Here is a 21,937-nt window from a genome sequence, read left to right on the forward strand (position 1 = left end):
CGTACTACACGAGAGTCCTTTACAACGTCAGCTGTCCCCGCTCCTCTTCGGTCAGCTGCTGCTTCGCCTGTTCATCCAGCGCCCCGGCGCCCAGCACCTGCACCGGGCTGTTCGGGTTGTAGCCCGGTGTCGGTGCGCGGCTGGCGCCGTCGCGAGTCGGGGCCAGTTGTTCGTTGCCGAAGCTGAGCACCTGCACGGTGAACACCGAGGCCTGGTTCTGGCGCGAGGCGGCTTGTTGTTGTCGGGCGACGTCTTCCGCCGCCTGGGTGGCCGACGAGGCAGCGGAACTGGCCGAAGTGATCGCGCCGGTGTTGACCGCCGAGACCACCGGCACGCCGGTCGCCTTGCCCTGCACCGAGATGTTGGCGGCGTTGACCACCGTCAGCGCGGCAATGTTGACATTGCCCGAGACGCGAATCCCCGCCTCGCCCGCATCGATGGTGCCCAGCGGCGCGATCAGGTCGATGTCCCCCGGCGCCACTTCTGCAATCGGGTTGAGCGTGGCGATACCGGCACCGGTGCTCGGCACCGATGGCGACAGGGTCACGTTGCCCCAGGTGTCGTACACGCGTTTCGGCGGGGTGTAGACCACGGTGGTTTTCGAGCCGCGACCGGCGTTGATGTCGCCCTCGGCAGACCAGCCCAGGATCGAGCCGCCAAACGTGGTCATGATCCGGCTCTGCCCCAGCAGAATGCTGCCCTGGGAGTAGAGCTGAATGTTGCCCGAACCCTGGGTGATGATCCCCGCCGTCGATGGCGGCGCGGCGCCTTCGATGCCGAACACCTGGCCGCCGCCCGGTGTGAGCATCTGGATATCGCCACCGAACAGGGTTTTCACCCCGGCACCACCGTAGAGCGTGATGTCGCCGTCGTAGCGGATCGGATTGCCGGCCACATCGGTAGTCGGAAACAGCGAAGCAATGGCGTTGCGACCGCGCAGGTAACTGCCTTTGCGCGGGCCGTCGACATCGTTGTACTCAAGACCGCCGGCACGCAGTTCGGCGAAGTACACCTGACGGGCGAAGATCGCTTGTTCGGCGCTCGGCAGCGCGGCGAAGAACGCTTGCATCTGTTCGGCGTTGCCGCTGAAGCCGTAACCGAGGGTCAACCAGCTCTGCAACTCGTCGAGGTAGGTCTTGACCACTTTGCCCGGTTGACCGTTGAGCGATGCGTTCGGGTCGGCAAGGTTCTGCGGGTTCAGGTAACGGGCGATGAACCGCGAATAATCCGGCCCTTGCGCGCCCACACCGGCCTGCAACACCACACTGGCGCCCGGTCGCTGATCACCGGCGACCAACGAGCCGAGGCTGGTGATGCTGGCGCGGTTTTCCATCAGGATATTGCGCCCGGCATTGAGGTCCAGGACGCCGGGGCCCGCGATGTCGAAGCTGCTGTAGAGGATGTCGCGCCCTGCCGATACCCGCGAAACGTCCCGAGGGTCGTCATGCACGAACAGGTTGCCGGTCGAGGTGATGGTTTCGGACGGCGGTACGCCCATCTCGGCAGAAGAGACGGTCGTGGGGTTGCCCAGGAAAGTGCCGGACGCCACGACATCGCGCCCGGCCAGCATCCAGACCGGGCCTGCTGCTTCGTACCAGGTACGTTTCGACAAGCTGAACGTCAGCGTTTCACCGCTGCGAACACCCACCAGATCACCGTTCAAGGCATAGATCCGCGCCGGTGCGTGGACGTCGCCCAAGCCCGAGTAGCTGTTGGCGCCGAAAGCGAATAACGGATAGCGCAGATTCTTGTCCGGCGACACCCCGTCGCTGTTGCGATTGCTCATGATCGGCGTGGCCGACGTGTGGTTGCCGTAACCGTTGAAGGCCGGCGCGAACGGCGTAGCGATGGACAGCGGACTGGCGCCCGACTGATTGATCGCATAGCCGCCGGCGTAGATCGAGTCCTGCGCCAGCAACTCCAGTTGCCCGGTGCTGGAGGGTGCCAGCAACAGCGAATACCCGGTTGCCGGCACCGTACCACTGCCCTGGCTGTAGACCGCAGAAGGTCCGGCATAAATCGAACCTTGCGCCGCCACCGCCCGCAGAATCGACGGGTACACGAAGCGTCCATCGGTCGGCGACGTATTGCGCCCTGTGACAGGACCCTGACCTGTGACTTCGCCCAGTTGAGTGCTCGGTGTGAGATTGCCCCCTGCCGAAAACAGGTCAATGGCGGTGTGATCGGTCCACAACGAGAAGCCCGTCAAGCCGCCGCCCTCATGGACGACACCGTCTTGCGTAGTGAACGGGGTGGAGTTCTGCAGGCGCACCCGACCCGGGTCCGCCGCGCCGCCCAACACCAGATCGCCGCGCGTGCTGAGACTCATCCCAGAATCCCCCGGAATCAGCACCAGCCCACCGGAGGCGCTGCCCATCGTGGACGTGAACGGGTCGAACGGGCGAACTTCGCGAGGATCCTGGGTCGAGGCTTCGGCGCCATATTGCAGATTGATCCCGCCGAGCGCGCCGCTGGCCAGTCGCGCAGCACCGCGCAGGTTGATCAACGCGCCTTGCAGATCGTGTTGTGCGACACCGATGCCGTTCTCTCCGGCCCGGGCCTGCAATGAAGGATTGACCACCCCGCCAATGCGGATGTCCATGTCGCCGCCACCGGTCAATTGCAGGCTGCCATCGCTGCCCACGCGCCCGGTGCTGCCGACCGCCACGACCAGCCCCTGCCCGCGCGGATAAAGGTTGGTCTTGTTACCGTCGCCCATCGCCTTGAGCATGCCGGCATCGCCCCCGGCACGCAGGCTGATATTGCCGCCGCCCAAGGTGCCGAAACCGGTGAAACCGACCAGGTACGGGCCGGTATCAACACTTTGATCCGGCAACGGTTGCGTCGCATAGCTGCCGAAGTTGATCCACCACGCGGTCGGCACCTCACTGTTGCCGGTGCCCTGACGCCAGAGCCAGTTGCCCACGGCCACACTCGGCACCTGCTCACGGGTGTCCATGGTTTGCGACAAACCACGACGCCCCAGTACATCGCCCGCAATCGAGCCACCGGCATTGATGGTCAGGTTGCCGCCCATCTGCGGGTACCAGGCCTGATACAGGCTGTCGCTGCCACTGACCCATTTTTCGTAAGCGCCGCCCGCACTGCCCAATACCGAGCCGTTGTCTGACAGCCGTCCGCGAGGCTGGTTGAAGCGCGGATCGATGTCTTGGGACTGAGTGCCGGCGGTATACACGCCATACGGCGAATCCATGCTCAGATCGCCGGCGGCGAGCACGTCCAGATCACCAGTCCCGGTCCGCAGCACGCTGAACATCTGGGTGTGGGTCTTTACGGTGGTACCCGGTTTGTTTTCCACGCACAGTTCCGGGAATGCGCCACACCAGGACAGCACTTCATCGTCGGTCATCGGCGAGCCAGGCGGCATGCCCATCCAGTTGTCCGGTGCCCAGACCCAACGCGGTGCCGGCACACAGGAGTTCGGCGCCCAGTCGCACCACATCATTTGATCCTCGGGGACGGGGTCGCCCGGCGTGAAGCCGCCCAGGTTGCCCTCGCCCCAGACCAGGGTCGGTGGTTTTTCTGTCACGGTCAGGCCGTAGTGAGTGTCGGCCAGGCGCAGATTGCCATCGCTGGACACCGGTTTGATTGCCCGGCTGTCTGCGGCGCCCAGATCGGCTCCCGCCACCACGCGCATCGACCATGACGCACTGCCGGCCGGCAACAGGCTGGCGACCGCCCAATTGCGCCCCTGGGTCGTGCCGGTCAATGGCCGCAACTCGATGAACGCCGTACCGTCCGCCAGTACGACATGGGTCATCGACGGAATAAGCGACCCGCGCAACAGAGCCAGCGAACCGCTCAGGCGCACGCCCTTGACCCCGTTGTCGCCGGCCTCGACGCTGCCCGGCAGCGGCACGCCCTTCGGCCAGCGCAAGGCTTGCAGCGCCGTTGCGTCATTCAAGCGGATACCCGCTCCCAGCCGGCTGCCCGCGGGCAAAGTCACGCTGTCGGCGAGCAGCGTACCGGCGGCATACAGCATGTTGCCCGAAGCATCGCGAACCGAGCCGGCGAGCACCGTGCCGGCGCCGAAGGTGTAAGGCGCCGCCAGCGTCGCCTCGGTCGGCAGCAGCGTGCCGCTGGCCAGCGTCATCGCTTGCAACGGGAGGTCGTAGTTCAACGTGGCGCCGATCGGGAACACCGTACCGTCCGCGAGCGTAACGCCCGCTCCCGGTACGATCAGATCGCCGCCGAACGGCTGAATCCCCGACAGTAATTTCCAGCCCGCATCGTCCACAGTCTCCGGTGGCGGCGCGAAACCGTCGTTGAGGCTGCCGTGGATATCGAGGTTGCCGCCCGCGCGAATCACCAGGTTACCCGCCTCGCCCGAGCCGTAGACCGAAGTCTTCTGCGTGTGCGGATTCAGGCTGGCGTAACGGTAACCGGACAGGTCCACATCACCCTGCACCACCAGATCACCGTCGGCGGTTTTGCTGGCAATCTCGACCCCGGGCCGCAGATGGAAGGCATCGGCATAAGTGGCGTTGTTCAGGCCGGCGAGTTTGTTGTTCAGCAAGTTGCCGTTGGCCAGCGCCGCATTGATGAACGCCGTGCTGTCGCCGTGAATGCGATCGAGGTACGCCTGATCGATCACCTGATACGGCCGTCCACTGGCCGACGGGTCCGTGCCGTCGCTGGCATCGGTATAGCGGCGCGTGGCGTTGAGGCCAATCGAGCGGGCTCCCTGAATACTCAGTGCGCCGCCGGCTTCGATCGCAATGTCATCCGCCCCCAGGCGTGGCGCGTTCAGTTCCAGCGTGCCGCGCAGCAACCCGTCGGACTGCCCCGGCAGAGTGCCAAGAACGGCTTCGGTGCCATGGCGCAAATCGATGCGCGCACCGCTGCCGAGGGTCAGCACGCCTTGCCCGGCGTTGAGTTCGACCATCGCCCGGTTCGGGGCGTCGATAATCTTGCCGTAGCTGTCGACCCGCAACACACGGCCATGGGCGTCAAGCACCGCATTGCCCGCCAGGGTCAGGCCGTTTTGCGCCGACAGGCGGATACTGCCGACCCGCTCGCCACTGGCATCGATCAGGCCAGCCACCGTCAGCCGACCGTTGTCCACCGACACATTGACCTCGCCAGCCTTGAGCCCGTCGCCGATCAACAGATCGCCCTGCTTGAGCTGCAAGCTGCGGCTGCCAAAGACTTGCCCCGCATTCAAACGCTGATTGAGGGCCGCGAATTGCTGGCTCGGATCGCCATTGAGGTGCTGCGCGCGGACATCCACGCCACCGGCCCTGTACGGCACCAGTGTGCCGCCGGCATCGTAATAGCCGCTGCTGGCACCGAGGATATCGCCTTGCAGATCGACCATGCCCGCATCGGCGGCCAGGGCCACGGCACTCAGGTTACCGGCCTGATGGTTCTGCGCCGACAGATCGATTCGCGAGCCCGCCACCTGGCGGATATTGCCGTCGCGGCTGTACAGCGCCACATCACCGCCCCAGCTGTACTTGTTCACATCGTTGAACGGCAACGTGCGACCGGCCATGTCCAGATTCGCGCCACTGGCGAGGGTCAGATCGTCCTCGGACTTGACCACCAGTTTGCCGCTGGCCAGGGCGATGCGGCTGTCCAGCAAGACATTGCGCGCATCAAGGGTCAATTGCGCCCCCAGTGCATTGGCGGCAGTCGCTGTGCCGGCCCCCGTCAGGGTCAGGTTATTACCGGCCTTGAGCAGGTTGACCGAGCCCGCCTCTCCCGTCAGCAACGGCGTACGCAATGTGAGATTGCCGCCGCTGTGGGCATAACCGGTGACCGGATCGAAAGCGCCCTGCGCCTGATACACCTCAAGACTGCCCTTGTGGTTGGCGGTGATGCGATCGCTGGCGGTGAGATTGACGTCGGCAAAACCCAGCACCAACCGCTTGTTCACATCCAGGCCATTGGCCTGCGGATCGGGGCCGTAGCCGAACTCGATCCGTTGCGCCTGAATATCAAGCGCGCCGCGACCGGTGCCCGCGCCGCCCGTGATCACCGCGCCTGGATCCTGAGGCGCACCGTTCCAGATCAGATTGGCGGTGCGAATGGATGCCACGTCGCCGCTTTCACCCAGGCCGTAAATGGCCGGGGTGCTGAGGATCAGGTTTTGCAGTTTGCTGACGCCAGTCTGCGGATCCAGGGTATCGAGGCTGACACTGCCGTAGAAATTGAATACATCGCGACTGGTCAGGCTCAGGGTTTCCAGCGCCGGCGCGCCGAACTGTGTATCGCCCCGCAACAGGCGATTCAAGACATTCTGGTTCAGGGTCAGACCGGTCGGCACCCGGTTGCCGGCGGCGCTCAAGGCCTCGGCACTGCCGGCATTGACCGAGCCCACGGCGAGCGTCAGATGACGGGTGCCGAAGCGTACCGCTTCGTCGAGTTCGAATTGCTTGTCAGTGGCGGCGGTAATGCTGCCGCTGGAATAGAGCAGCGTCGGGTTGTTGCACGTTGTCGTCGGGCAACTGCCAATGAGAATGTCACCCGCGCCGGATGTCCTGACCGACACCTCTGGCGCCAGCACATTGGTCCAGCCGTTCGACACCACCAGCAACCCCGCCGCACCCGGTTTGTAGATGAAGCCGGTGCTGGAATCATAAGGTGCATTGCCACGCCCCAAAGTGTTGATACCCGAGCCGGCTTCGAGGGTGATACCGCCATCGGTGCGGGTGGTGCGCAGCAGCACTTCGGGTGCCGACAACACGGCACCTTCACGCAGGGTAATCGTTGAAGTATCGCCGCTGAACGCGATGATGTTGCCCGACGTGTTGTAATCGATCGTCGGTTGCGCGCCGAGGGTCAAGCGGCCGGCGCCGAGCGAATTGAGGCTGTCGGCATACAGCGACACACCTGCAAAACCTGCAGTGCTCGAATGTCCCGCACCGAGAATTTCGAAGTTCGCCGCGCCGTGCACCACCGCCGTCCCGACGACGCCTCCCGTGGCGGGCTGGAACAGCGCCTGACCGTTGAAATCCAGCGCGTTACCCGGTGCGGCGGCCTGGGTCAGATTCAGTCTCAGGGATTTGCCGTCCATGGGCGCCAATGCCCGAGGCACGCCCCGGCGCGTCGCATCGCTCTGGATGAACTGACTGAAAGAGGTCTCGTTGTACTGCGAGTAACGGCGCAGCACGTCGGCGGATGTCAGGATGACCTGACTCGCCAGGCTGTCATGCAGGCCGGTATTGGCAATCGACATCCGCCCCGAACTCGTCCACGAACCATTGCGCAGTGGCAACGCAGCGTTGGTTGCACCCGCTGCCGCCTGGCCATTGACCTCGACCCGGAAGGCCCCCGGCAACAGCGCAAAGGTCGAGGGCAGCAGCGTATAGGTGCCCGCCGCCAGCCCCGGCACGCCGGCCCCGATGGTGATCTGCTGGCCGATGCGCGGATCGACCGCCCCCGCCTCGGCAAGCATCGGCGCATAAGCACTCTGATTCCCCGGCACGATGGCGTACACCGGGTTGCTGGCCAGGCCCGGCAGGCTGAAGGTGCCGTCACTGGCATTGCGCACCAGCGGGTTGTAGCGGGCATCGGTGGAACCGCCGCGCCCGGATACGAAACCGGCACCGCGCAAATCACCGCCACCCGACAGGTCGATCAACGCACCGCCTTGCACATCGACGTACTTCGAGGTGAGCGTCACGCCAGCGGTTTCGGCGGTGATCCCTCGAAGCAGCACGGACTTGCCGTTGTAGCGATAGTCGATGCCGTCGGTGGTGCCGCCGTAAGGCATGACCAGTCCGGCGGCGCTGGCCGAGGTGATACTGCCTGGCAACAGATGCAATGCCTGGGTATTGAGAACCAGGCTGTCCCCCAGATTGATCATGCCCAGCGGCGCACGGATCACCCCGCCCTGCTCGATATGGCCGGCGGCCAGCGTCAGGTTGCCGAAGACCGAGTAAGGCAACACGGCCGGCGCCGCCCCGGAACTGCTGATTCGCAGGGTCCGCTCAGGATTGGCGTCACGCTGGACACTCTGATAACCCACGCGCACCTCGGCGGTGACATCACTGGCGGGGTAGATCTGCGCGGCACGCAGGTTCAGGTCGCCCGGCGTCCAGAGTTCGGTTTTCTCGACGTTGCCGGTGGGCGCCAGAAAGCGCAGATCGCCCCGACTGTCGAGCGTGACCTGTTCAAAACCTCGCCGCCCGACCTCCAGTGCCGGGCCGCTCAGTTGCACGATTGACCCGGCCGTGCCGAACGACAGACTGTTGCCCAGATCTAGCAGGTCTGCCGTGGCGGTGAAGTGTGCCGGCGCCACTTCGGTGGTCGGATTGTTCATCACCCGTGGCCGGATGTTGCCGGGAGCCTCGAAATATTTGCCCGTACCCGACAGACGCACGTAAGGCGCAGACAGGTTGATCCGTACGTTGTCTGGCGCGCCGTCGGCCAGCGACAAGGCCCCGGCATACAGGCTCAGGCTTTGATTCATGTGCAGATCGACGTTGCCGTCGAACGACAGCAGACCGTTGCTCAGCACACTCAGGTTATCGAACCCGCCGGACATCAACTGATCGGCGCCCAGCCGGGCACGCCCGTATTGCAACGCAGGCGCAGCTTCGCCCGCTTGCAGACCCGTCGGCAACAGCGACGGGCCGGCGTGCTGGCCGATGACGATTTCGCGCGGCACGCGAACAGCGTTGCTCGCATCGCTGCGCAGATAACTCGGCGTCTCCAGGGCAATGTCCAATCGCCCACCCGCCGCCCCGGCACCACCGGCCGCCGCATGCAGGTCGCCGTCGATGAACAGGCCGTTGTAGGAACTCAGCGAAATTCGCCCGCCATCCGTGGCAACCAGCGTCGGTCCCTGTCCGGCGATATCCAGCATCGCTTGTGCGCCGGAGGCCTCCAGTCGCGCACCGTTTCGCACGATCACATAGGCGGCGGCCGACGTGGCCGTGGCCTTCTTCGCATCGGTTTCGCCGCCAATGATGATCGAGCCGCCCTTGCCGACTTGGCCATACACCCTTCCCAGCGCATCGATGCCGGTGGCCACGCGACCAGCCACGTCCAGCACCGCGTGCTCGCCGATCCAGATCGAGCGGTTGTGGGTTTGCCTGTCTGCCGTTTGCGAGGAATCAGCGACATCGAGCGAGCCGAATTGCTGCTGACGGATATCGATCGTGCCGCCCCACGCATTCAACTGGCCATCGACCGTGAGCTGACCGGCGCTGCGCAGATTGATGCGTTGCCCCGGATCGACACTGATGCGCGAGCCCTGCCCAAGGGTCAGGGTGTTACGAGTCGGATCGACCAGCGCGACCTCACTGGAACCGGCCTGCAAAGCCAGACTGGCGCCGGCACGCTGGGTCAGTTGCGCCTTGAGCGGATTTTCCTGATAAAGCGTCGGCGTCCACAATTCCAGCGCCTGCCCCGGCGCGGTGCCACTGACCTGATTCGCAGCTGCGTCACCAAAACGGTAGACCGGCATCAACACGTCAACGCGGGTGTTGTCCGCCACGTCGAGGCGATTGAGGCCGATAAGGCTGTAGGCAGAGAAGCCTTTGTCGAACAGCTCCGGTTGCACTTGCAATGTGTTGTCGGCGAGGGGTTTACCGGACTGGCCGATGAGGATGTCGCCCGCCTGAATCAGCAAACGGCCACCACCCGACACACCGTAGCCCCGCAGTTGACCGTCCAGGGTCAGGTAGCTGCCACCCGGCGCAGACAAGGCGCTGGACTCCAGCGTCACATCACCGCCCTTGCCACCGCGGGTCTTGCCGTTGGCCAGAATCGCGCCGCCGGAAGACACGTCCAGCAGACTGCCGGCACCGATTTCGATATCGCCGCTGCTGCGGATCGACACCACGCCACCATCCAGATACGCCAGGCTCGCGGCATCATCCGGGTTGGTGCGCAGGTTGCTCCACAGACCGCGCGTATCCAGCTGTGTCCCTTCGGCCACACTCACGCGGGTGGCCTTGCCGGTCGGTGCGACGAGTCGGGTGTCGGTCAGGCGATCGGTGTTGAGCTGATTGAGCACGTTGCCCAGGTGCAGGCTGCCGCCGCGCGCGGTCAGGTTCGCGTTGACCTGCACCTGCGGCCCGTAAAGGGTGATGTCGCCACCATGGTCGACGGTGACGGCACCTTGCACGTCGATCCGTTCTTTGGCCGCCACTTTCAGTGCGCCCAATTGCCAGTCGCTGAGTTGCCCGGCATCAAGAAACAGCTTGCCGTTGCGCGCATCGGATACGGCGCCGGTCAGCTCCCGGTCATCGCCGGCCAGCGGACGTTCGCCGCCGACCTGCACCTGATCGAACAATGGGTTGAGGCCGTAGAGCAAACCACCGGAAGCCGCCACGTACGCCGGGTCATAACTGCCGACAATCAACTGCCCGCGCCGCGCCAGCGCCGTCTGACTCTGCGCATAGCCATCGAGCACCGCACGCGGGGCCTGAGTCTGGCGCTCGCCTTGATAAACCTCGCCGAGCATCTGACCTTCAAGCACGGCGTTGCGGGTACCGATCACCAGTTGCCCGGCATCACGACCCACGGTGTAACCCGACTCCTGACGCCTGGACGGTGCAATCAACGGGTTGTAGTAATAACTCGTCTGGCCCCAGCGCTCACTGCTGTCTTCATAGCCCTTGTACAGCCCGGTGTAGAGCAGATCCCCCGGCGCCTTTGAGACTTCATACAGTCGCCCGTCGGCCCCGCGCAGCCAGCTCTGGCGAATCTCGCCGCTTTGTACATCCAGCGTGCCGCCGGACAGGTTGATCAGCGAGCCCTTCTCGGTCACCACGTCATTGCCGGCAAAACTGACCATGCCGCCCTGAGCCATCCACTCGCCGATGCTGTGGCCCTGGGTGCCGAGATAGCCGCCGACCTCCAGCAGACCACCAGCGGTGTACCAGCGATCCGTGGCGTAGCCGTTGGTGCCGGCCGGGACATAGACCAGTTCGCGCACATCGACCCAGATGTCATTGCTGTTGAGCGCACCTTTATCGCGATTGACCGAAGCATCGCGCTGCTCGTTGCCCTGAACGTTGATCTTGATGCTGTTGGATTCCATCGCGACTTTCACGCCGATGGCACCGGAGACATCGATCAATGCGCCGTCACGCACCAGACTGCGACGCTGCGCCGCCACTGCAACCTGGCCGCCCGTGGCCAGGGTGATCGAACCGTTCTGGAACTCGACGCTGCCGCCGCTCTGGATGTCGATGCGCGACTGATCGCTGCGAATCCGGTTGTTCGGTGTAACGCCCGTCAGCGCCGCCTGATGCTGACTGTCGAGGGCGGTCAGATCGCTGCTGTCGAGCAGGATCGCCGTCGCGCTGCCCTGCCCCAGCGTCACGCTGCCTTGGGTGTCGGTGGCCGGATTGAGCAAATGAATCGTGCCGCGAGTGGCGACCGAGGTGCTGGCCAGCAACACGCCGTTTTGCACGACCTCATGGCCGGTCAGGGTGATGTCGCCGGTCGCGGCCTGAATCAGGCCGTTGTTGCTGACCTTGCCGGCAGCGCTGCCGGTCTTGAAGCCCGGCGTGACTTCGTTGCCGAACGTCGTCGAGAAGCCATTGCCCTCAGTGCCCGAGCCTTTGCGGATGTAAAAGCGATCCCCTGCGCCGAGCACGGTCTGGCCCTTGGCGGTGTTGATGCTGCCGTCGTTCTGCACTTCGCCGCCGAGCAGCAAGGCATAGCCGCCGGCATCGGTCGATTTGGCCGGCCGCGCGGTCTCGATGGACGCGCCGCGCTCCACCAGCACTTTGCCGGCCGCCTCGGTGAACGTCGGTTGGCTGCCGGTGCTGTCGAAATACAGGCCGCGGTCGCGGAACTGAATGTCAGTGATGTTGGCCGCCGCCGCCACCAGGTTGCGCACGTTGACCTGACTGGTGCCGCTGAACACGATGCCGTTGCGGTTGATCAGCATCACCGTGCCGTCACCCTTGATCTGGCCCTGAATCTGGCTGGCCCGCGCATTCGGATCGTTGACCCGGTTGAGCACCGCCCAGTTCGACTGTTGGGCGAACTCGACAGTGGTGTTGCGCCCGACGTTGAAGGTCTCCCAATTGAGGATCGCCTTGTCGGCGGTCTGCTCGATCTTCACCGTGGTCTTGCCATCAACCTGAGTCTGCTGCGGGCCCTTGGCGTTCTGCCAACCTTGCGTGAGGCTGTTATCGACCTTCAGACCGCCCTCGCCCAGACCATCAGGCACAAACTGCACCGTGCCCAGCGCCGCCGCACGACCGGCCGCCTGCGCCGCCTGTTGCGCCGCAATCGCAGCCACGGTGTTGTTCAGGGTCTGAATCGAGCGTTGCAGCTGCTGATTGGCCTTTTGCTGCTGCGCCAGCGGTGGCGTCATCCCCGGCAATCCGCCCACGCTCGGGCGTGCTGCGGCGGCCTGTTGCGCCGCGCCCTTGGCGGCGAACCATCCCGAACTGAAAGTGGTCGCCGCCTCGGCACTGCCCGCCACCAGGCACAAGGCAATCGCCTGCGCCAGGGGCTTGAGCAACCACAGCGCCGGATCGGCGGCCATGCGCTGCTGAGGCTGAACACGGGTACTGCGACGGGATGGGCGAGCGAGCATCACTACGAGATCCTTTTTGTTTGCCACATGAGGCCGCAGGTCAGCTTGCCCCTGCTGTTACGACATAGGCGGTTGGCGGGGGCCGCGACCGAACGGATGTCACACAAACTTCATGAACGAGGTGTAGATCGGCCAAAAAAAAATGGCAGCAGCCCGAAGGCTGCTGCCATTTCATTGCCGTGAAGCGAGGCTTACAAAGGACGGCCGATAGCGTTGCAGACGCTGGCGTTGTTGATGTCCAGGTTGTTGCCCGAGGTGTTGGTGACGAAGTTGGCAGTCACAGCCGCTTTCCAGTTGGTTGGAACCGGAGTGAAGCTGTGAGCGATGGTGGCAGCGTTGTTGCCCGGGTTGCTGTAGTGGGTGGTCAGGAAGGCTTTGACATCAGCGGCCACGGTGGCGTCCTTGTAGCACTGGCCGAAGATGAAGTTGGTGTAAGCCACGATCGGGTAACCGCTGGCTGGGTTAGGAACAACCGGAACCCACTGCGAAGGGTTCGAAGGGGTGGTTGGCAGAGCCGCCGAACCCAGTGCCAGCGAAACGTTGGCGGTGGTTGGCTGTACGCCGTTGACGCGAGCAACCACTGCGTTGCTGGCGGCGTTCACACCGTCCGGACCGACGTAACCGATGGAGCCGTCAACGGCGTTGACCTGAGTGGCCACGTCAGCAGTACCGGCCACGCCTACCCAGTTCGAAGGCAGGGTCGAACCGGCTGGCAGACGCGCATTGGTGAAGGTGGAGTTGGTGGCGAATTTGGTCGGGCAGATCGCGTTCAGGTGACGGGTCAGGATTTCCGAAGTACCGCTGGAAACGTTGCGATAAACAACGCGGATCGGCGTGGTGTCGGAAGTGCCCAGCAGATCGCCCCAAGTGGTTTTGGCGCCGGAGAAGGCATCGCACAACTGAGCGCTGGTCAGGTTCAGAGCGGTCTGGCCGGATTTCTTGTACGGAATGGCAACCGAAGTGGCCACCGAAGGCAGCTGGATCAGCGGGCCGTACGAAGCGCCGAAGTTGGTGTTGTAGGTGCTGATTTCCGAAGCGCTGAGGATCGAGTCGCTACCGGCGAAGTGAACCGAACCGGTGGTGCTGAACAGTGCCGAGTTGTTGGTCAGGAAAGCGGTCTTGCCGGTGCCGCTACCGGTACCCAGGTAGCTGAAGTTGGCTGGCAGGATGCTGTTGCTAGAGCCTTTGTACAGAGCGGCAGGCAGAGTCGCGCCACCACCGGTTACGTTGGCGGCCATGGCCTGGGCGGAAGCCAGGGCAGCGACGGTCAGGGAAGCTGCGATCAGAGTGCGCTTGAACATGAAGAATCTCCTTTTCAACGTTGGGTGTGAACACAGGTTTTCAGGGGTCTTGCATGACACTGGGAAGACTCACCGCCAACCTTCGCATTGCGGGGTCCGTGGTTAAGTCGCACTGAGAAATTCGCAGTTTCCGGTGACAGATAAAGGAAAAAACCTCGGGAGGTGCGAGGTGATTTTCGAGGGATTTTCTCGGGTGTTTTCAGGGTTATGCGGAGTGTCTACGGCAAGCTTTTCGGGGGAATCGGCCACAGCCCTTGAAGGGCCGTTGCAGATGACAGAAAGGAGAACCCGAGGATGGCTGGATCGAGGCTCGGGTGATGGAGAATCCTTTGCAAAAATGCTGAATTATTTATTGCTCTGGCTGGCCCTATCGCTGGCAAGCCAGCTCCCACAGTGGTCGGTGTTGTTAATGCNTGCAATTTTCTTCCCAACACAAAAATCTGTGGGAGCTGGCTTGCCAGCGATAGGGCCCGCACAGACAACATCACACCAACAGACACACTACTACTGCACCAACTGGTTGATCTCAATGATCGGCAACAGCACCGCCATCACAATCACCAGCACCACCCCGCCCATCACCACAATCATCAGCGGCTCAAGCAGTGCCGTCATACCCATCGCCCGGCGCTCGATATCGCGGGACAGGGTTTGCGCCGCACGTTCCAGCATCGGCGGCAGCGCACCGGTTTTTTCGCCGCTGGCGATCAGGTGAATCAGCACCGGCGGGAACACGTTCTCCACTTTCAGCGCGGCCGCCAGGTTGACACCCTCTCGCACCTTGGCGGTGGCCTCATTGACGCTCAGGCTCAGACGATCATTCGACAAGGTCTGCCGTGCCGCCTCCAACGCGCGCAACAAAGGCACCCCGGCGCCGCCGAGAATCGCCAGCGTCGAGGCGAACCGTGCAGTGTTCAGCCCCAACACAAAGCGCCCGATCAGCGGCAGCTTCAACACCCGATGATGCCAACTCAAACGCGCCGCCGGATTGCGCAAATACAGGCGCCAGCTCCAGAACGCACCGGCCATGACGCCCGCGCACAACCAGCCCCAAGCGCGGATGAAATCACTGGCATTGAGCATCGCCAGCGTCAGCCCCGGCAGATCCTGCCGCGCCTGGGAAAACGCGCTGACCACCTGCGGCACCACATAACTCAGCAGGAAAATCACAATGCCGATCGACACCAGCCCGACCACACCCGGATAGATGAACGCGGTAAGAATCTTGCCGCGCAGGTTGTTGCGCTCTTCGATGTAATCCGCCAGCCGCTCCATCACCTGCGCCAGATCGCCGGACTCCTCGCCCGCCGCGATCAGCGCCCGGTAAATCTCCGGAAAATCCCGTGGCCGCGCCGCCAGCGCTTCGGCCAGGCGCATGCCGCTGCGTACGTCTGCGCGAACGGCGCTGAGGGTGTGGGCGATGTGCTTTTTCTCGGCCTGCTCGACCGTGGCGCTCAACGCAGCTTCCAGCGGCAGGCTGGCGCCGAGCAGACTCGACAGTTGCCGGGTGGCCCACGCCAGATCGTTATCCGAGAGCCTGGCGCTGAACAATCCACCGCCGCCATGCTGGGAGACATTGCTTTCCTTCTCCACCGACAACGCCGTCAAACCCCGACCGCGCAACACGCCAAACGCCGCGCCCTGACTCTCCGCCTCCAGATGCCCGGACTCGATCTTGCCGCTGGCATCGGCGGCCTCAAAACGATAGCGATTCATCAGGCGTCCCGTGTCACACGAAGGATTTCTTCCGGCGCCGTGGCACCGCTGCGAATCCAGCGCTCGCCGTCCTCGCGCAGGCTGAACATCCCGGCCTTGCTCGCCGCCGCACGCAACGCCTGCTCCCCTGCCCCTTGGTGAATCAGGGTGCGGATGTCGTCATCGATGCAGAACAATTCATGAATGCCGGTGCGGCCGCTGTAACCGGTGTGATTGCACGCCACACAACCGACCGGGCGCCAGGTGCCGGGCGTCGCCGGGTCTTCCTGTTTGCACTGATTGCACAGCCGCCGCACCAAGCGCTGGGCCAGAACGCCGAGCATCGACGAGGCCAGCAGAAACGGCTCGACGCCCATGTCGACCAAGCGGTTGACCGCCGACACCGCGTCGTTGGTGTGCAGAGTCGCGAGCACCAAGTGACCGGTCAGCGAAGCCTGCACCGCGATCTGCGCGGTCTCGAGGTCGCGGATCTCGCCGATCATGATGATGTCCGGGTCCTGACGCAGAATGGCGCGCAACGCGAGGGCGAAGGTCATGTCGATCTTGGCGTTGACCTGAATCTGGCTGATGCCCGGCAAGTCGTATTCCACCGGGTCTTCCACGGTGAGGATGTTGCTGGTGCTCGCATCCAGCCGCGCCAGTGCCGCATACAGACTGGTGGTCTTGCCGCTACCGGTCGGGCCGGTGACCAGCACGATGCCGTGGGGCTGGCGGATCAGGTGATCGAGTTTGGCCAGCACCTGCGCGTCCATGCCCAGGGTTTCCAGTTGCAGGCGCCCGGCCTGCTTGTCCAGCAGACGCATCACCACCCGCTCGCCATGGCCGGTGGGCACGGTGGAAACACGAATGTCGATCGGCCGCCCTGCTACGCGCAACGCAATGCGCCCGTCCTGCGGCAGACGTTTTTCGGCGATGTCGAGCTGGGCCATGATTTTGATCCGCGACACCAGCGCACCGTGCAATGCCTTGCGCGGCGAAACCACGTCGCGCAGGGTGCCGTCGACCCGGTAGCGCACCACCGAATGGGTTTCGAACGGTTCGATGTGAATGTCGCTGGCCTCGTCCCGCGCCGCCTGGGTGAGCAAGGCGTTGATCATGCGGATCACCGGCGCGCCGTCCTGGGTGTCGAGCAGGTCGGTGATTTCCGGCATGTCCTGCATCAGGCGATCGAGGTCGACTTCGTTTTCCGCCGCACCGACCACCGCCGCCGCGCTGCCAGTGTCGGCGTAGGCCGTGGCGAGCAAGCCGTCGAGTTCGTCATCGCGCACCCGCTCAAGCTTTGCCGCGCCGAACTGCCGGCGCACCTCGCTGATCGACCAGCCCGGCGTTGACGGGCACACCGTCAGCACGCCGTCGCGCAGCAGAATCCGCTGCGCCTTGGCCCAGGCGTAAGGCAATGCGCTCATTGCAGCGGCACCGCTTTGATGGTCGCACGCGGGCCGGACACCGGTGCCGGAACGCCTTGGGCGGTGGCCGGCAATTGCGGCGCCTGCATGTCCGGCATCGCCCAACTGCGCTCCGGTTGCAGACCGCCCTGAGCGCGGCGCATGAAATCGTAGCGGTTCAGCGTGATGCTCCGGCCCGCCGCGCTGTCGCGGATGATGTACGGGCGCAGAAACACCATCAGGTTGGTCTTGGTGATCGAGCGGCGCTCGTTGCGAAACAGCGCGCCGATCCCCGGAATGCTCGACAGCCACGGCACCGCGTCGTTGCTCTGGCTGTAGCCGTCCTGCAGCAAACCGCCGAGCACCATGATCTGCCCGTCATCGAGCAGGATGCTGGTGTCGAGCGCGCGTTTGCTGGTGACGATCCCCGCCGAATTGGCCGCCGCCGAGGCGCGTTCGTCGATGCTGCTGACTTCCTGATAGATGTCGAGCTTGACCGTGCCGCCCTCGGAAATCTGCGGCCGCACGTTGAGCTTCAAACCGACCTCTTCACGGGTCACGGTCTGGAACGGGTTGTTGCTGGTGCCCCCGCCGCCGGTGACGTAGCTGCCGCTGACAAACGGGATGGTCTGGCCGACAAAAATGCTCGCTGCTTCGTTGTCCAGAGTCAGCAGGTTCGGCGTCGACAGCACATTGGTGCCGCCCTTGCTCTTCAGCGCCCGGGCCAGCACTTTCAGGTCGAGAATCTTGCCGATGCCGGGGATGTCGACGGTGCCGTTGACGTAGCCGAGGTTCAGACCTTGCGGCAGCACATCGAGGCTGGTCTTGCCGTTGAGGTTGATCCCCGAACCACCGAGGTTGGCGCCGCCGATCACGCCTTTGCCGCCGAGGTTGCCGGTCTGCCATTGCACGCCGAATTCGCTGGCGTCGTCCTCGCCGACTTCGACGATCAGGCTTTCGATCACCACCTGGGCGCGGCGCTGGTCGAGCAGGTCGATGACTTCGCGCAGGTTGCGATACAGCGGTTCCGGCGCGGAAATCAGCAAGGTGTTGGTGGTCGCGTCCGCCTGAATGGTCACGCCACCGGCACTGAAGGCCACGTTCTGGTCGCTGCTTTGCGCATTGCTGCTGCCGCTGGTGGTGCTGCTGCCCTGAGCGTAACTGCCGCCGGTGCTGCCGCTGTTGGTGGTCGACGTGCTGCCGTTGGTTTGCGTACCGCTCTGGCCGTTTTGCCCACCGCCCGAGTTGGTGGAGCTGCCCATGTTGCTGAGCACTGAACGTGCATTGTCGCTGGTGCCGCTGTCGCTCTCGCCAGTGAGCAATCCGCGCAGTGCCTGGGCCAGTTTGCCGGCCTGGGCGTTGCGCAGATACACCACGTGCAGATTGCTCGGGTTGCTCTGGGCGTTGTCGAGTTTGTAGATCAGGTTGCGCGCCAGCTCCGTACGCTCGGGGCTGCCGGCGCGGATGATGATGGTGTTGGAGCGCGGGTCGCCGATCACTGCGATTTTCTGCGTCGGGTCGTTGCCCGGCGCGTCGAGTAGGTCAGCGACCATGGGCGCGATGTCGGCGGCGATACCGTTCTGAATCTGCACCACGTCGGTGTCGATGGCGCTCGGGGTGTCGATGCCCTGAATCAGTTGCGCGACCCGCGTCAGGTTCTCGGCGTAGTCGGTGACGACAATGGTGTTGTTGCCCGGATAAGCGTTGATCGGGTTGTTCGGCGAAACGATCGGGCGCAGCACCGGGATCAGGTTCACCGCGTTCTCGTATTGCAGGCGGAACGTGCGGGTGAGCATGCCGTTGCCGGCCGGTTTGTCGGCGCTGTAGATCGGCCCGCCGAGCAACTTGGCATCGGCCTCCGGCACCACCTGCGCCACACCGCCGACATCGACCACGCTGAAGCCCTGCATGCGCAGAGCTGCCAGCAGCATGTCGTAGGCCTGATGCGCCGGCACCTGCCCTTCGGAGACCAGCGTCAGGTTGCCCTTGACCCGAGGATCGACCAGAAACTGTTGGCCGGTCGAACGTGACAACGCCCGCACCACCGCTTGAATATCCGCGTCGACAAAATTCAGCGTCACCGGTTGATCGCCCAACGGATTGGCCGGCAACGTCGTGCCGCGCGCCGAACCGCCGCTGCGGGCGCGTTCGGTGATGTTGTGCAATTGCTTCGGCGCAGGTCTTGCCTGAGCCTGCGCACGCTCGCGGTCGAGCACCGCGTCGCCACTGCGCTGGGTGTTGGCCAGCGGCCGGCCGAGTTCGCTGTCCACCAGCAGCGGCGGTTGATTCGGTGGCGTGGTGTTGCTGCACGCGCTCAATGCCATCAACAGCATCGGCAACGCCATGCGTTTGGACCCTGACCCCTTCATGAAGCTTCCTTAGCGCCCAGCGCCTGATCCATGCGTACGGTGCCCGACAGAGTGCCGGCGGTGTCATCGGTCGCGGCGTCGTCTGCGCGTTGCAGACGGGCCTCGACCACTTGCAGTGAAAAATTCCGCGGTTGGCTCAGCAGCCAGTCGAGCACGGCGTCGGCCGGTGCCGCGTCGAAGGTCAACTGCCAGCCGGCGGACGCGGCCGCCAATTGGTAATGGCCGCCCAGTCCGCTGGCCTGCAACGTTTGCTGCAGCGTCTGTTCCAGGTTTTGCCCGTCGGGGCGCACGCTGACGTCGCGCAACAGCACTTCCAGCGCTTCGGCCTGGGCGCGCAGTTTCGGGGTTTCGACTTGCGAGGCGGCGATCTTTTTCAGCGGCGGCTGAATCAACGCCACCCACACAAACAGCCCCAGCAACAACGCCGCCATGCCGCCCACCATGCGTTTTTCCCGCAGCGCCAACGGCTGCCAACGGGCCTGCAACTGGGTATTGAAGCGCTGCCAACCGGCGCGGTATTTCGCAAGCGATGGGCTATTCATCTTCGGCTCCGCTGCTGTCGTCGTTGTCGGTGGCGGCGGTCGCCTCGCCGGCCGGGCGCAGGACCCAGCCGTCGTCATTCGGGCTGATGCTGATGCCGACCTGGGCCAGCGTGCCTTGCCAATCCTTGTCGTTGCCCGAACGCCGGGCTTCGGGCAGCAGACTCAACTGCAACGCGCCGTCGACAAACTCCAGACGTTGCACCGTGCCCGCCATGGACGGCATGCCGCTGCCGGCCTGCAACACCAGCCGCGTGAAATCCTGCCCCGGCGCATCCACCGCGCCTTGCTGGCGCGCCGCGATTTGCTGACGGGCCTGTTGCAGCGGATTGAGGATCACCGGCAACTCGGGAAACGCCTGCTTCACCCGCTGCGCCATCTGCGCCTTGAGCTGCTGGCCCTGCCCGGCCTCGCGGGCGGCGTACAGGTTCAAACCGATCACCCACACCGCCAACGCCAGCGCACAGCAGCCGAGCGCCCTGCCCCAGCCGCGATGTTCGGTGCCCGGTTGCTGGAGGCCGCCGTGCAGGCCCCAGTTCGGCAACGGGCCGGAGCAGCGTTGCGTGTCGGCCAATGTCGATTGCACCGCCTCAGGCGCGCCGTCACCGATCCAGTGCGCCGGCAGACCGGTTTCCAGCAGCCAGGCTTCATCAATCATCGGCTGCACCTGCGCCGCATTCGGGCCGTGGCGCAGCAACAGATGATCGTCGTGCAAGCAACCGACGCCGCCCGCCATCACCGGCAAACTGTAGGCCGCCGGGTACAGGCCTTTGAGGTTCAGGCCGAACTGCCCGAGGTGCTGCAAATCCTTGCGTGCTACCCAGGCAATCTGCACCTGGCCACTTTCATTGCGGGCGCTGTGGGCGATGTGCATGTCGGCGCTGTCGCCGAGCATCAAGGCCTGCGCCGCACATTGCACCGCCGCAGCGGTTTTATTCGCTGGCAGCGGCGGCAGATCGATGCTCGCCAACAGGCTGTCCGACGGGTGCAGAAAACACACCAGCGGTTGCTTCGGCAGCGCACCAAGTCGCACGCGCTCCTGGCGTGTAACCTGCCCCTGACGATCCAGCCACGCGCAATCCACTTCACTGTCGAGACTCAGCTCCGCCAGCGGCGGCAGACTCACGCGCAACTGGCTCATACGCCCACCCGCGACCAGATCACTTGCGGCAAACGATCCTCACTGCGATGCAACAACGCATCGAGGCTCACTCGTCGCTGATCGCGCCGCGCCTGCCCGCGCAGCCGGAACCAGTCGCTGGTGATGCCGACCTTGACGCTGGTGATCTCCAGATGCGGCAGTCGCAAGCGATTGACGAAGTCCCCGCGATTGATAAACCAGCGCCCGGCGTCACGCTCATTGATCAACGCCTGCGCCCGCTCCAGCGACAGCCCCGGCACATACGCCGCCAGCACCGGCGCCGTTGCCGTGTTGCCATTCAGCCAGGTGGTCGCCGGAATCACCGTCAGGTACGGCGCGAGTTTCGCCAACAGCGCATCGTTGACCCCGTCGACACTGCGCAAGTCTTCAAGCGTGCGCAGCATCGGCAAGGTCGGCGATTGCGGTTTGCGCGAAGCGGACGGCGATGTGGCGCGCCCGCTGTCGAACGTATTTTTCGCCACAGGCTTGTCCACCACTTGAGCATTCAACAGGTGCGGATAAGAGCCGATCACCCGCTGACTGATGCGCCGGCTCAAGCCGTTGCTGACACCGATCAACTCGCACAAACGCTCGAACGCCTGCACCTGCGCATCATCGATCCGCTCGTTGGCCACCAGATTGCGCAGGTTGAACTTGCCCTGTTCGTCCTCCAGCCGCCCCTCGAAACCCTGGGTGTTCAACACCTGCGCCCAAGGCTGATCGAGTCGGGTCAGCGGATCGCGCTGCCGCGCATCCCACAACAATTGCCGGCTGATCTCCAACCCGCCGTGCAACAGCCAACGGCCCTGCACGCGCAATTGTTCGGCTTCCAGCGCCCGGGTCGAAACACTCTGGCGGGTCAGCATGCCGGCAGCGATCACCGCGACCACCGCCGCAATCAGCAGCGCACTGATGATCGCCATCCCCTGCTGGTTCGATTGGCTGTTCATGAGC

General features: G+C 64.3%; 8 protein-coding genes. All 8 read right to left on the minus strand.

Features of this window, described 5'->3' with window-relative positions; translation table 11 throughout:
- Positions 1 to 19 precede the first annotated feature (19 nt).
- The 8 genes from ACTJK7_RS02295 to gspK all read right to left on the minus strand — a co-directional run bounded on the left by ACTJK7_RS02295 (position 20) and on the right by gspK (position 21,933).
- Positions 20 to 12,532, minus strand: a complete 12,513-nt coding sequence (locus tag ACTJK7_RS02295) for a filamentous haemagglutinin family protein (RefSeq protein WP_440780107.1) — start codon at positions 12,530 to 12,532, stop codon at positions 20 to 22.
- A gap of 191 nt (positions 12,533 to 12,723) precedes the next feature.
- Positions 12,724 to 13,833 carry a substrate-binding domain-containing protein gene (locus tag ACTJK7_RS02300; RefSeq protein ID WP_064381214.1) on the minus strand — a complete coding sequence of 370 codons (1,110 nt, stop codon included), beginning with the start codon at positions 13,831 to 13,833 and terminating at the stop codon, positions 12,724 to 12,726.
- 504 nt (positions 13,834 to 14,337) lie between these two features.
- Complete coding sequence (gene gspF, locus ACTJK7_RS02305) at positions 14,338 to 15,549, minus strand: type II secretion system inner membrane protein GspF (protein ID WP_085654186.1); 1,212 nt, start codon at positions 15,547 to 15,549, stop codon at positions 14,338 to 14,340.
- Positions 15,549 to 16,955, minus strand: a complete 1,407-nt coding sequence (gspE, locus tag ACTJK7_RS02310; protein WP_440780106.1) for a type II secretion system ATPase GspE — start codon at positions 16,953 to 16,955, stop codon at positions 15,549 to 15,551. Before gspE ends, gspF begins: the two co-directional genes overlap by 1 nt.
- Positions 16,952 to 19,303 (minus strand): type II secretion system secretin GspD, encoded by a 2,352-nt coding sequence (gene gspD / locus ACTJK7_RS02315; RefSeq protein ID WP_285354501.1) that lies wholly within the window; start codon positions 19,301 to 19,303, stop codon positions 16,952 to 16,954. Before gspD ends, gspE begins: the two co-directional genes overlap by 4 nt.
- On the minus strand, positions 19,300 to 19,845 hold the full coding sequence (gene gspM / locus ACTJK7_RS02320) for a type II secretion system protein GspM (RefSeq protein WP_108562314.1): 546 nt from the start codon (positions 19,843 to 19,845) through the stop codon (positions 19,300 to 19,302). The genes gspD and gspM overlap by 4 nt, the downstream gene beginning before the upstream one ends.
- Positions 19,838 to 20,983: a type II secretion system protein GspL gene (gene gspL, locus ACTJK7_RS02325; protein WP_108562316.1), complete on the minus strand. Its 1,146-nt coding sequence runs from the start codon at positions 20,981 to 20,983 to the stop codon at positions 19,838 to 19,840. Before gspL ends, gspM begins: the two co-directional genes overlap by 8 nt.
- A complete protein-coding gene (gspK, locus tag ACTJK7_RS02330; protein ID WP_440780105.1) occupies positions 20,980 to 21,933 on the minus strand; it encodes a type II secretion system minor pseudopilin GspK in 954 nt (317 codons plus the stop codon). The genes gspL and gspK overlap by 4 nt, the downstream gene beginning before the upstream one ends.
- Between the last annotated feature and the right edge of the window lie 4 nt (positions 21,934 to 21,937).

This window comes from Pseudomonas sp. 22085, from assembly GCF_052045815.1.
GTDB lineage: Bacteria > Pseudomonadota > Gammaproteobacteria > Pseudomonadales > Pseudomonadaceae > Aquipseudomonas > Aquipseudomonas glycinae.